Raw genomic sequence first — 12,164 nt, forward strand, 5'->3', positions numbered from 1 at the left:
CTAAAGGAGCGCAGATTCTACATTCACAGACTCGCCATTAGACGACAGGTTTACACCAATCGCCCAAGAGGGCAAATCTCCTGTAGCGTAAGTTCCCGTATGCCCTACGGTACTTAATCCCAGTTTTAGGATGTTAATACTGGCGTTAATATCCCTATCTTCAACGAACCCACAATGATGACAAACATGAGTTCTAGTTGATAGAGATTTTTGCACTTTTTGACCACAATTAGAACAATTTTGGCTTGTATTATGGGGAGGAACAGCAATTGTTACCTTCCCATATTTATGCCCAAAATATTCTAACCATTGCCTAAAAGTAGACCAACCAGCATCAGAAATTGATTTAGCTAGATGTCGGTTTTTTACCATGCCTTTCACATTCAAGTCTTCATAAGCTACCAAATCGTTAGATTGGATGACGGAATATGCTAATCTCTTGCAATATTCTTTTCGCTGCCTACTTACTCTTAAATGTTTACGGGCATACCTGTTTCTAGCCTTGTGATAGTTGTTAGATTGTCGTTGTTTTGCTTTTTTGCGCTCTCTACTGAATTTCTTGGATTTCTTGCGATTAGCACGGCTTAACTGTTTTTCTGACTTGCGATAAAACTTGGGACTTTCTTCTACATTACCTTTAGAATCGGCAATAAAGTAGTTTAATCCCAAGTCTAACCCTACTATCCCCCAAATAATGATTTGATATTCTCCATTTAATCTTTGAGCAGCAATCATTTCCGCTAAACATTGCGCCCAACCTGCTTCAAAGTTGTCTTGTTTGGCTTCTACTAAAATAAAGTATGGTTTATCAAAAACAACTTTACCTAATGGGGAACGTTTAGCTAAAATATATTCAGGAAATCCTGATAATTTTTCATCGTAGTTTAAGGATTGATGACTCCATAAAATAAAATGTTGGCGGTAGATTTTCCAAACTTCTTTGAGAACGGGATAAATTAAGTTTTCGCAAATGGCAAATTCTGAGTTATCAACAACAGCATCCCGCATCATTAATTCTAAATCTTCGCGGAAGTAGTCGGTAATATTAAAGGCAATTTCACTGATAAAATTGTCTTCGGTGTAGATAACTTGAAAAGTTGTGAGGACTTCCCCAATAGTTTTGAAATTACTGAAAGCCATTTTTTACCTTTGCAAAATTTAAGTATTACTTGATGTAGGGTGTTTTACAGCACAAGATTGTGACATCGGAGGGTGCGAAATGTGGGTTATAAACTCAACCAGCTAAAGACTTCTTGAACAGTAATATTTAATTCAATCCCTGTGAGAACTGGCAAGTAATCGCTATTTTTAAGTTCCTTAACTCGGCGATCGCTATCTACCACCAAAATACTTTCATCGTCACTATCAACCAACCAACCTAACTCAGTACCATACTCAGCACAGTGTAGTAATTTGCTGAGAACTTGTTTATATTTCTGTTCGGGAGAGAGAATTTCAATTACCCAATCTGGATGAATTTCAAACCGATTGGCGATGCGTCCTGATGGCAACCGAGGGATTCGCTCCCAACGAAATACCGCTATATCTGGGACAATTGCTAATCCACCAAAAATACAGCGTAGTTCTGGAAAAGCTTTGGCAATTTTCTGAGGTTTAGTAATTTGATTAATAGTTTCGCATAGATCAATTTGAAGTTGGCTATGTTCCCCTTGAGGCATTGGTTTCTGTATAATTTGTCCATGAATAAATTCAGAAGCTGGTTCTGTTTCTGGCAATTGCAAAAATTCTTCTATATTTGTCGGTTGAATTGCTGCAATAGTCATAGCTTTATGCCCTCTCAAACCTCTTTAATTTTAACAGCAAACGACTCTTGGTAAATGCTATAATTCATCAACAAACAGTGGTATAAACTGAAATTTTCTCCCATCAAATAATCCTTGATCACTAAGTTTTAAATCGGGTATCACCAGCAACGCCATAAAAGAAAGAGTCATGAATGGTGCAGATAGTGTTGACCCTAATCGTTTTGCCCAGGCATCGAGTTCTGCGTATTTTTTGGCAACTTCATTACCATCACCATCACTCATCAAACCCGCCACCGATAAGGGTAATACGTCAACCTTATTACCTTCGACTACCGCAATACCACCTTGATGTTGAATGATGGCATTTACCGCAGTACAGATTTCTAAGTCCGTTGTCCCCACTGCCACAATGTTATGGGAATCATGGGCTACACTTGATGCTATCGCCCCTCGTTTCAATCCAAAATTCTGCACTAATGCCACTGATGGCGGTGTATTTTGATAGCGATTTACCACCGTAATTTTCAAGATATCTTGCTCTAGATCAACTGTGACTTTACCATTTTCAATCTTTGCGGGTACACGCTTTTCCCCTGAGATCAACTGACCATCAGTGACGGTAATCACTCTGACTGTTGAACCCTTGGCAGTTATTTCAAAATCCCCCGGTGTTTTTGCAGCAGTATTAAAATTATTAATGGGTTTAACTGGAACAAACGGTAACAAAGTTGACCCTGACTTGGCTGTTAACACACCCTGACAATAGGTAGCCAACACCGTAAAATCTTGTAAATTATCAACAACAATCAAATCTGCACTGTCCCCAACTTGCAGCAGTCCCACATCAAGATTGTAATGTTTGACAGGGTTTACACAGGCAACTTGCAACACATTCATAACATCGTGACCTAAAGCCACTGCCCGTTTTACCAAGAGATTAATGTGTCCAGTAACTAAATCATCAGGGTGTTTATCATCACTGCAAAACATACACCGTTCTGGGTGGACATCAATTAAACTGTGCAGGGCATCAAAATTTTTAGCCGCTGAACCCTCCCGAATCTGAATCTTCATCCCCAATGCTATTTTCTCCAAAGCCTCACTCAAGAAAGAACATTCATGGTCTGTAGTGATTTTTGCTTCTGCATATTTACGTAAACCCGTACCCACTAACCCCGGTGCATGACCATCAATGGGGATTCCCAAACTTTGCGCTAAATGAATTTTGTCCATTATTTCTGGACTATCAGCCAACACCCCCGGTACATTCATCACCTCACTTAAATAAGAAACACCATATTTAAACAGTTGATGGAAATCGTTTACCGTCAGGGTTGCCCCGGCAGTTTCAAAAGTAGTGGCAGGAACACAGGCAGGAAAACCAAAAGCGATTTTTAGGGGAGTTTGTAGGGCATTATTGACCATGAAGCGGATACCCTTTAAACCCAGAACATTAGCGATTTCGTGGGGGTCAGAAACAGTGGCGACCGTACCATGCACCGTTGCTAATCTTGCGAATTCAGTCGGTACAAGCATGGAACTTTCAATATGAATATGGGCATCAACAAAACCGGGAAGAATGTACTGTGAATATTGCCCCTGGTCAGGGATTATGGTTTGAATGCTTCCATCTTGAATGTGAACAGTACCTGGAAAAATACGACGGTGGAGAACGTCTATTATATTGCCAGCAATGGTAAAATTATTCATAATTTTATTGTTAAAAAATGCCTAAAGTTAGAGATTTGGTGACCAAAAAATGCTTTACAAAAAATGCTATAATAGAATCTAGGATTTTACTAAAAAATAACACCTGGAAATTATTTACTTTTACAGCAGCTTTCAGTTTTCAGCAGTCAGCCATCAACTTGTGAATCCTTTTACTGTAAGGCTTTGTGATTTTAATTTGTACTTCATCACATTGGAAACTGCTGTCACTACTATCGTAACCTTTAAACCAAGAATTTAAGAAAAATTGTGACTAAAATTATTGCTATTTTTAATCAAGCTGGTGGAGTAATGAAAACCACTAAGTGGTGTTAAGTAAGTCGGCACGAAAAAACCAAAGCAAGTACAAAAATGTAAAATTTCTAAAAACCTCTTCCCTCCTGACTTGAAAGTGTGGGTTGGGTATGGCAAATAGGTAGGTTCAAAGACCACTTTCATCCTTGGCTATGAAATTTTTTCATAGGGACTACCTTTCCATAACAACAATTTTTAACGCTTACCTACTTATGGCCAGGTAAACCAGACTCAAGCAAGTTTTAGAACCTGATCTCGGTGTGTTCATCATGCCGCCTTAATTACCATCTTGGGGGTAGGGGTAATGTTCCTGAAGGACAGCTATCGTTGCTTGATAAGTAGTCATGCAAAATAATAGCAAGGATTCAGACTTTTTAATTTTAGGAATTTCATTGGAAAAATTCAAGCATTCACCAATTGAGTTAAATGCTTGAAAATACGCAGCACATCATATAATTCATTTCCAGGATTACGCATTAAAAACCCTTTTGATAAAGCATAACGGGGTGGGTTTCCTTTTACTAATTTCACAAAAATAAACTCGCTACCTGTGGCAATCATCCCAAAACTGGGTTTATCAGGATAGGGATTACCTAACATATAATAAAGAATTTGTGCAAGTCCTTCTTCAATAGAAAAAGAAGATTTTTTCGATTCAATAATCATCACCCAGAATTGCTCTTTTAAAACTAAAATATCCATTCTACCTTTGATGATTACGTCTTCATCTGGTACGGCAATATCTATAGATTCTTCTGATTTTACGTAAAAGGGAGATAAGTAAAAATCACCGATAAAAAGTATCGGATCTACAATTGCCATGCGGACAACATCTTCTAGCAATGGGGGATAATTGAGAAGATTCAAATAACCAGCTTTTACTTTGTCTAAAAGTTGTTTATCTAAATCCGTAATTTCTGGTAATTCCTCTTGCCATTCTGGGAAGAATTGTCCATGTAAAACTAATTCAATGCCAAAATTATCAATTAAGTAGCGTAAATCAATATCTCTTGCTTGGAGTGTTTGTGTCATAATTTGGTGATTGGTAGTGATCCGCAATATTTCAATATTTAACTCTCATTATATACAAATTATTATGGCAGTTTGTTCCCTCAATGACGTAGCCCCCTCAATAGCGCGTGTGTTATGAGGATTTTTAGGACTCATCAAAAATTAACGTATTTTCTTTCGTCATCGCGAGCAATATTAAGCAATCTCAAACCCATATTTTTTATTTTTCGTAGGCTATGCGTAGATCCTGTTCTGTTAAATTACAACCTATTATTTGACCAGAGGTTTTAGTCAAATACTACAAAAATTCGATAATGAAATATAATAAAAAAATACTGATTGGGCTAAGTTAGGTGAAAAAGAGGTAAAAAATGAGTATGTTGCTTGAACTCAACCAACTAATTGTTAAACCCGGTCATCAGTTGTTAATTAAAAATATCTCCTGGTCTACATACAAACGTATTTTAGCAGAATTAGGAGACAACCGCAATTATAAAATAGGGTACTGTCAAGGGGTGCTAGAAATAATGGCTCCATTACCAGCGCATGAAGTAGCTAAAGTAATTATTGGGGACTTAGTAAAAGCTTTATTAGAGGAAATTAATTGGGAATTCTGGAGTTTGGGGTCTACGACTTTTGATCAGGAGAGCATGGACGCAGGGGTAGAACCTGATGATTGTTTCTACATCGAGAATGAAGCTAGAGTCAGAGGGAAAGATAGAATAGATTTAGGAATTGATCCACCTCCAGATTTAGCAATTGAAGTTGATATTACTTCCCGTACTCGTTTCAATAATTATCAAGCTTTGAAAGTACCAGAACTATGGCGATGGAATGGAAGAAAATTAGAAATTAATGTGCTGGTAAATGGTAAGTATGTAGAATCAACTACCAGTTCTATTTTTCCTAACTTAGCGATTTCTCAAGTAATACCTCAATATTTGATGTTAAGTAAAACTAATGGTAGAAATGCGACGATGAGACTATTTCGTGCATGGGTTAGGCAACAATTAGAAGCAAATTAAGCGAATAATTAGAAGTATATACAGCATATTCAATGTTTATGAGGTACAGTAAACATCGAAGTTTAAGTTTTAAAACTATCGTAAGTATTCAGCCGTCAGCTATCAGCCATCCGCTTTAAAGATTGAAATAAAAAGAAAGGTGAAAAAATCAGCAGTGTGTAACTCGATTGTGTCACTTTTTTAAAATTAATAATTCTCAATCTTCGCTTTTGCTATTATTAGCTGATTACTGATTACTGATAGCTGAATGCTTACAAACTACCTTCTAAAATTGGTGTACCTCATTTACTCCAAAAGTGCTGTAAATGTGAGATGCAGCGATCGCCAATTCTCTAAATTTCTCAGCATCATGTAGCCAATATATTTCTGTTTGTAATTCTCCCAGTGTCACTGCTAAACTTTGATTCATGGTTTCCTCTCAGAAAATTTATCCGTGATTTCTTTAGTATTAAATATTTGGTTTGGCGTTTCTGAGAAGGATTTTTCAGTATCATCACACCTGTAATCTTTTCATGTTTATATGGCTTACGCCACACTCCGCTATCAGCAAGCTCTAGGTAAGCTGAAGGAAATTTAACTTGCATATTTTTGATTGTTGGGAAAAAGCGTCAATATGCTTTTTTAAAGGTTTAACAGCTTATTTTCGGTGCGATGCCTTCCCTGCCAGACGCTACGCGTTGGCGTAGCCTGTCCGCAGGACCTACGTTGGGCGTAGGCATCGCATCCTGATTGTTCCCCTGTTTGTGAAAGGGACTCTCTCCATAGATATTATTCTCGATTTCTGCGATTTCCTCTGCTTTTACTGATTTTTCTTCCATCTGTGCGGTTGATTCTTCTGGGGCTGCTTGCCAAGCAATATCCGGTTGCACTGGCTGTTGTCTGAGTAAATTCCTAATGAACAATGGCAACGGGAGACAGGAGGCTTTGAACCTGCTTTCAAATTCTAAACCTGCTTCCACATCTTGCAAACGAATAATTAACGTTCCCTCACCAGTCTTCTCTCTCTTCCACTCCAATAATCGCTGCGGTGGCTTCTCTTTTTTCAGCGACTTATTTATTTGCGTCATTTCCTGGCGAACTTCTGCTACTGTGAGACGTTCTGATTTTAGGCGTTCTAATATTGGTTGAAACTTCTCGTAGCACAAAGCTTTGATTGTGTTGCAATCGAGTAAATCTAGATTGCTAGGTTCGATGTCCGCTATGAACTCGCCTACCTTAGCATAGGAGGTTGCCGTAGTTCCTGTCCACTCTAATGATTCTTGAATGGTCTTCAACTCAGTACGCTTGCACGTCAGTTTCGCAAAGTAGACGGTTTGACACAACTGGATGAAGACGCGAGTCATTTCTTGCGCTTGTTTCTGAATTTGGTCACAAATTTGTTGATCAATTGGGTCGAGAGCTGTTAATGTAGTCATAGATAGCAACCTTTGTGAATAGAGTTATAGATAGCAGCCTTTGCAAATAGAGTTATAGAGTTATGGATAGCTACTTTTGCGAATGGAGTTATAGATAGCGACCTTTTTCAATGGGGTTGAAACAAAACGACTCGCCCTAAATGGTGAGTGAATTATTTAAATGCAACTCCCGGTTCACTTTCCACGGCTAACCGGGTTTTGCTATTGAAATTATTTTACACTAATTTGCTCAATTTGCGATTACTAGGTCGCGCTATCTCTTTCCTTCAGTCAAGTAAGGGATACGCTATCGCGCTTCAAACACTGGCGATAGCGCAGTTTGGCGTAACCTATCTTGCAATCCCATCCCTAACTACCAGCTTCGTTACTGTTATTTGGTTTGTGCAGCTGCAAGATCATGGACTCCATTCTTACCAACGACGCATTAATAGACTGCTGAGAGTCCCGTAATTCAAGGACAACATTATTTACTACAGCGTTACGTGCTGTGGTGGTTTCCACAAAATCATCAATTTTGCGGGTTAAGCGGTCTAAAGAGTCATCTACCTTGGTGACAAAATTATCAACTTTTTCACCCATAGATTGAACTGTTTCACCCATGACTTGAACAGTTACGGCTAAACCATCAAGCTGTCGTTGGGTAATATCTTGCCTTTCAGATAATCTGTCAATCCGTTTATCAGCTGATTCAGCATAGGAAGCGGCTGATATCAAAAGCTGCTTAACTGTCTCAAATTCATCCTCAAGCTGGTTGAGCCTGGTGTCTGTATCCACTGGCTGTGGTGTGGTCATAACGCCTCTGTTTTAGTTTTTGGGATTGGTGGTTAGTTGGGCGATTGCCTCCGGCACTGGCGTAGCCAATCGCCTACGACACTGGCGTAGCCAATCGCATTGCGCCCGATATGGGTTAGCCTCCCTTTTGTTGACGTTCTTGAATGTATTTCTCGACAAGTTCCCGTGTTTTTTCACTCATATTTGTATTGTCTCTAGCGCAACACACTTTAAATTCTGTTCTTAACTGTTCCGGTAAAAATACACGGTAGCTAACCATTTTTTCATCTAGGTTTTCTGACATAGCTGATATAGATACGCTGCTTAACCTATTTTGCATCTTTTTTTGTATTTTGTCCTTATATGTTATGTATGTCGCTTATCTTCTATATGTCATCTATTATATCATATATATCTGACATAAGCAACATACTTGGTACTGTTTCCCCATTTTGCAACAACTGTCGTCGGGAGCAACGCGATGAAAGTGATGTGCAGAAACCAGGTACGTAAATAGCCTATTTTAAGATGCGATGGCTACGCCCGCCGAAGGTATCGGGAGCATCCCAAATGTGTAAGTTTATTTTTTCTCTGAGGTTAAGACCTCAAATGAACGAACCACGTTCGCAAAGCGTGCCGAAGGCATAGACGCGAAGGACACAAAGGTAAGAAAGAAGAAGAGAGTTTTTGGTGTTGCTGTGGTTATTTTTGTAAAATTGGGATGCTCCCAAGGCATCGCAACGGAAAAACTGGATTTTATTGAGAATGGAGTTATGTAATTGCGAATTTAACCCCGATCTCACATTTTCGCGTTGCTCCCTCTGCCTTTCTTGTTAACTAACTGGCTTTATCTGTTTCTGGCATATAACCCAAGTCGGCTAACCTATCTCGCAATAATTTATTTACAGCAGCATTAGAACTAATAAGTTGATCGTCGGCATAATTATCAACTGCTGTGGCTATTTCTTCTATAAGTCTGATTGACCTTGCTGTTGTAGGTCGTTTCTGTCGTGGCATATAAGCTGTAGTCATTATCAATATCTTTATAGTAGGTTATCCCTACCACTATAACAGTATTTAATACCAGTCTGATATCACTTTTATATCAAATTAACTTATGTGTAAGTGGGTGTATTTATAACCCATTTTAATACTACTTTTATATCAAAATAATATCAAGTTGCCATATCAAAAATATCAGACAACAAACCTTCACAGATAAACGACTAATTCCAGTCAAATAACCGACTAAACACCTTGCCAGATAAGGATTACAGCGATTGAGTCTGATATTGTGAAAGATAACCTGATAGATATAAGTAGTTAGGCGTTAAAATTTATCGTTATGGCAAAAAAGGCAAGAGGGAAGAGACTTTTAGGGAATTTACATTTTGTAACATACCTCAGTTTTTTCAAGCCGACTTACTTAACCTAAAGTAGAAACTTGGTATAGGGTGTGGGAAAAATCACCCCTTGAGAAAATCTCAATTGATAATAGTTTCATGCAAGGTTGAAAACCTCAGTCCAGCAACAAACAACATGACCAAATACGTAGCAGCCATTGATCAAGGAACAACTAGCACCCGCTTCATGATTTTTGATAAACAAGGTAAAATTGTTGACTGCGCCCAAAAAGAACATCAGCAAATTTACCCCCAACCGGGTTGGGTAGAACATGATCCTCTGGAAATTTGGTCATGTACTCAAACTGTAATTAAAGATGCCTTAAATAAAAGTAATATTACTGTGGCTGAAATCACAGCCGTTGGCATTACCAATCAACGGGAAACTATCGTAGTTTGGAATAAACACACAGGCAAACCTTACTATAACGCCATTGTTTGGCAAGATACCAGAACTGACTATATCTGTAATCAATTAGTCAAAGATTTGGGAATAGACTATTTTCGCCCTATCACTGGTTTACCAATTGCTACCTACTTCAGCGCACCGAGAATAAAATGGTTGCTAGAAAATATACCAGAATTAAAAGCCGCAGCCGCAAATGGTGATGCTATTTTTGGCACAATTGACACTTTTTTGATTTGGCATTTAACAGGTGGTACAGCAGGGGGTTTACATATCACCGATGTCACAAATGCTAGTCGTACCTTGTTGATGAACTTGAAAACTCTGGACTGGGAAGGGGAAATATTAGAAATTATGGGTATTCCCCGGCAAATGTTACCAGAAATTCGCCCTTCCTCAGCTATTTATGGTCAAGCTACGGGTATTTTGGCAGGAGTTCCCATAGCTGCTGACTTAGGAGATCAACAAGCTGCATTAATGGGACAAACTTGTTTTCAGGTAGGTGATGCTAAAAATACCTATGGTACTGGTTGTTTTATGTTATTGAATACAGGTGAACAACCCGTATTTTCCCAACATGGTTTATTGACAACCGTAGCTTACAAATTGGGAGATGCTGCGGCGGTTTATGCTTTAGAGGGGAGTATTGCGATCGCCGGTGCTTTGGTTCAATGGTTGCGTGACAATTTGGGATTAATTCAAACCAGTGCAGAGGTAGAAGTATTAGCCAGTACAGTTACAGATAACGGTGGTGTTTATTTTGTCCCGGCTTTTTCTGGGTTATTTGCTCCCTATTGGCGCAATGATGCTAGGGGTGTAATTGTGGGGATGACTCGCTACACAAATAAAGGTCATATTGCCCGTGCGGTGTTGGAAGCTACAGCATGGCAGACTCGTGAAGTTTTGGAGGCGATGAAAGAAGACGCGCAGGTAAATTTAACTGCTTTGAAGGTAGATGGTGGGATGGTGTACAACAACCTGCTGATGCAGTTTCAAAGTGATGTGTTAGGTGTGCCTGTGATTCGTCCGCAGGTAGCAGAAACTACAGCGTTAGGGGCGGCTTATGCTGCTGGGTTGGCGACTGGTTTCTGGGGGAGTTTGGAGGAGTTGTCTGAGAATTGGCTTTTAGATCAGACTTGGGAAGCGAAGATGGATGAGGTGGAGAGGGAAGGTTGTTATCGGCTTTGGAAGAAGGCTGTTAGTAAGACTTTTGATTGGGTGTAGTTAACTAAAGCGTTTTTTAACATCTTCCCAAGTAGAACCATTTGTAGGGTTTTTTTGATAATTTTCTAATCGTCTATCTAGTTCCTGTTGTTGCGCCGGACTCAAAGGAAGTTCTTCTTGGTGTTCTAAGATGCTGTCCCATAAATCTTCAGCTAGTTGGATACGTTCTGCAATGCTGAGTTCAGAAATATCAATTTTTAAGAGGGGATGGAGACTCATGAGTAAGGAGTTAGAGTTGAGCTTTTATCTATTTTATGACAAAAATCTATAATACGTAAATTTATACTTTTTACGGGATATGCCGCCTTGATATAATGTACTGTAGGAATCAAGTGAAATTCCATTCAATAGAATTAGCACAAAATGAGTATTAACCTCAACCTACCACCCGAACTAGAAACCGAACTTCACGCCGAAGCTTCTCAACTGAATTTACCGTTATCTGAATATATTTTACATATTTTATCTACCAAAAAAGTTGTAGATAATTTACCCAAAACTGGAGCAGAACTTGTTAAATATTGGGAAAATGAAGGTGTAATTAATTCTCGTCCTGATTAATGTCAGCAAAATGTTTTCATAGACATGAGATAGCAATACAATTAACAGTGATTTTATTACATAACTTACAATGTTTAATAACAAAAAACTTGTTAAGAGCCTAGTGAAAAAAATAGCTCAAGTAGAACGTGAAACACTAGAAGCTTTCCGTGATGGCAGAGTTGAGCAAGAACCAGCCCTTACAGATAGATTACTGGGAAAGATGGAAAGTGTACTGAATAACAAACGTATAGCAGGGATAAAATGGACTGTTAAAACTTTAACGGATAGAGGTGGAAGAAGTCAGGAAAGTATATTTGGTGCTGATTTTATGGCAGCGTTAGAACTTTCAATGGATGGTTTTCACATTAGAAAGGGCTTCTTGGTTCAGTCCAAACTTGTTGAGCCAAGCCATACTTTTACCAAAAGAGAGTTTGCTATTCTTAAAGACCAATGCAAGAAAATGTTAGATTTTTCCCCCAGGGTAAGCTCATCTAATTTGGTATAAAATGAACTTGACAAAAGAAACAAGATAAGCAGCAGCGAGCAGAGAAAAATTTGACTTGACATGGGAGCAAAAG

General features: G+C 38.7%; 13 protein-coding genes and 1 pseudogene. 4 read left to right on the forward strand and 10 right to left on the reverse strand.

The window, feature by feature from the left end:
* The 4 genes from H6F47_RS27675 to H6F47_RS01155 form a co-directional block, all read right to left on the reverse strand.
* Positions 1-1,140 (reverse strand): transposase, encoded by a 1,140-nt coding sequence (locus H6F47_RS27675; protein WP_242027304.1) that lies wholly within the window; start codon positions 1,138-1,140, stop codon positions 1-3.
* Between the two features lie 86 nt (positions 1,141-1,226).
* The gene (locus tag H6F47_RS01145; RefSeq protein ID WP_096572994.1) at positions 1,227-1,784 is read right to left on the reverse strand and encodes a Uma2 family endonuclease; all 558 of its coding nucleotides are present in this window, start codon (positions 1,782-1,784) and stop codon (positions 1,227-1,229) included.
* Positions 1,785-1,841: 57 nt separating this feature from the next.
* Positions 1,842-3,476: an adenine deaminase gene (gene ade, locus H6F47_RS01150; protein ID WP_137666044.1), complete on the reverse strand. Its 1,635-nt coding sequence runs from the start codon at positions 3,474-3,476 to the stop codon at positions 1,842-1,844.
* A gap of 714 nt (positions 3,477-4,190) precedes the next feature.
* Entirely contained in the window at positions 4,191-4,820 is a 630-nt protein-coding gene (locus tag H6F47_RS01155; protein ID WP_096572991.1) for a restriction endonuclease subunit R, read from the reverse strand.
* A 356-nt stretch (positions 4,821-5,176) separates the two neighbouring features.
* Between H6F47_RS01155 and H6F47_RS01160 the strand changes: the two genes are divergently transcribed.
* The gene (locus H6F47_RS01160; RefSeq protein WP_137666045.1) at positions 5,177-5,824 is read left to right on the forward strand and encodes a Uma2 family endonuclease; all 648 of its coding nucleotides are present in this window, start codon (positions 5,177-5,179) and stop codon (positions 5,822-5,824) included.
* Positions 5,825-6,089: 265 nt separating this feature from the next.
* On the opposite strand, the gene H6F47_RS01165 is transcribed toward H6F47_RS01160, so the two are convergent.
* The 5 genes from H6F47_RS01165 to H6F47_RS01185 all read right to left on the reverse strand — a co-directional run bounded on the left by H6F47_RS01165 (position 6,090) and on the right by H6F47_RS01185 (position 9,042).
* Entirely contained in the window at positions 6,090-6,233 is a 144-nt protein-coding gene (locus H6F47_RS01165; RefSeq protein WP_162501821.1) for a hypothetical protein, read from the reverse strand.
* 220 nt (positions 6,234-6,453) lie between these two features.
* The gene (locus tag H6F47_RS01170) at positions 6,454-7,167 is read right to left on the reverse strand and encodes a hypothetical protein (RefSeq protein ID WP_190647373.1); all 714 of its coding nucleotides are present in this window, start codon (positions 7,165-7,167) and stop codon (positions 6,454-6,456) included.
* A 420-nt stretch (positions 7,168-7,587) separates the two neighbouring features.
* Positions 7,588-8,031 (reverse strand): hypothetical protein, encoded by a 444-nt coding sequence (locus H6F47_RS01175; RefSeq protein WP_096572988.1) that lies wholly within the window; start codon positions 8,029-8,031, stop codon positions 7,588-7,590.
* 115 nt (positions 8,032-8,146) lie between these two features.
* Positions 8,147-8,314 (reverse strand): copy number control protein, encoded by a 168-nt coding sequence (locus H6F47_RS01180; protein WP_096572987.1) that lies wholly within the window; start codon positions 8,312-8,314, stop codon positions 8,147-8,149.
* A 533-nt stretch (positions 8,315-8,847) separates the two neighbouring features.
* The gene (locus H6F47_RS01185; RefSeq protein ID WP_096572986.1) at positions 8,848-9,042 is read right to left on the reverse strand and encodes a hypothetical protein; all 195 of its coding nucleotides are present in this window, start codon (positions 9,040-9,042) and stop codon (positions 8,848-8,850) included.
* A 507-nt stretch (positions 9,043-9,549) separates the two neighbouring features.
* Here H6F47_RS01185 and glpK point away from each other — a divergent pair.
* Positions 9,550-11,043 carry a glycerol kinase GlpK gene (gene glpK / locus H6F47_RS01190; protein ID WP_137666048.1) on the forward strand — a complete coding sequence of 498 codons (1,494 nt, stop codon included), beginning with the start codon at positions 9,550-9,552 and terminating at the stop codon, positions 11,041-11,043.
* Here the strand turns inward: glpK and H6F47_RS01195 are convergent, their stop codons facing one another.
* Complete coding sequence (locus H6F47_RS01195; RefSeq protein WP_137666049.1) at positions 11,044-11,262, reverse strand: addiction module protein; 219 nt, start codon at positions 11,260-11,262, stop codon at positions 11,044-11,046.
* Between the two features lie 144 nt (positions 11,263-11,406).
* Between H6F47_RS01195 and H6F47_RS01200 the strand changes: the two are divergent.
* A pseudogene (locus H6F47_RS01200) lies at positions 11,407-11,601 on the forward strand (hypothetical protein); the annotation flags it as partial.
* 73 nt (positions 11,602-11,674) lie between these two features.
* Positions 11,675-12,091, forward strand: a complete 417-nt coding sequence (locus H6F47_RS01205; RefSeq protein WP_190647375.1) for a hypothetical protein — start codon at positions 11,675-11,677, stop codon at positions 12,089-12,091.
* Positions 12,092-12,164 lie beyond the last annotated feature (73 nt).

Origin of the sequence: Sphaerospermopsis sp. FACHB-1094 (assembly GCF_014696195.1) — a bacterium.
Lineage (GTDB): Bacteria > Cyanobacteriota > Cyanobacteriia > Cyanobacteriales > Nostocaceae > Sphaerospermopsis > Sphaerospermopsis kisseleviana.

Coding starts and splice junctions, on each gene's coding strand:
- H6F47_RS01175 (WP_096572988.1), bottom strand. CDS start 8,031: ATGACCACACCACAGCCAGTGGATACAGACACCAGGCTCAACCAGCTT.
- H6F47_RS01205 (WP_190647375.1), top strand. CDS start 11,675: ATGTTTAATAACAAAAAACTTGTTAAGAGCCTAGTGAAAAAAATAGCT.
- H6F47_RS01170 (WP_190647373.1), bottom strand. CDS start 7,167: ATGACTCGCGTCTTCATCCAGTTGTGTCAAACCGTCTACTTTGCGAAA.
- H6F47_RS01185 (WP_096572986.1), bottom strand. CDS start 9,042: ATGACTACAGCTTATATGCCACGACAGAAACGACCTACAACAGCAAGG.
- H6F47_RS01165 (WP_162501821.1), bottom strand. CDS start 6,233: ATGAATCAAAGTTTAGCAGTGACACTGGGAGAATTACAAACAGAAATA.
- H6F47_RS01160 (WP_137666045.1), top strand. CDS start 5,177: ATGTTGCTTGAACTCAACCAACTAATTGTTAAACCCGGTCATCAGTTG.
- H6F47_RS27675 (WP_242027304.1), bottom strand. CDS start 1,140: ATGGCTTTCAGTAATTTCAAAACTATTGGGGAAGTCCTCACAACTTTT.
- H6F47_RS01145 (WP_096572994.1), bottom strand. CDS start 1,784: ATGACTATTGCAGCAATTCAACCGACAAATATAGAAGAATTTTTGCAA.
- H6F47_RS01195 (WP_137666049.1), bottom strand. CDS start 11,262: ATGAGTCTCCATCCCCTCTTAAAAATTGATATTTCTGAACTCAGCATT.
- H6F47_RS01155 (WP_096572991.1), bottom strand. CDS start 4,820: ATGACACAAACACTCCAAGCAAGAGATATTGATTTACGCTACTTAATT.
- H6F47_RS01180 (WP_096572987.1), bottom strand. CDS start 8,314: ATGTCAGAAAACCTAGATGAAAAAATGGTTAGCTACCGTGTATTTTTA.
- ade (WP_137666044.1), bottom strand. CDS start 3,476: ATGAATAATTTTACCATTGCTGGCAATATAATAGACGTTCTCCACCGT.
- glpK (WP_137666048.1), top strand. CDS start 9,550: ATGACCAAATACGTAGCAGCCATTGATCAAGGAACAACTAGCACCCGC.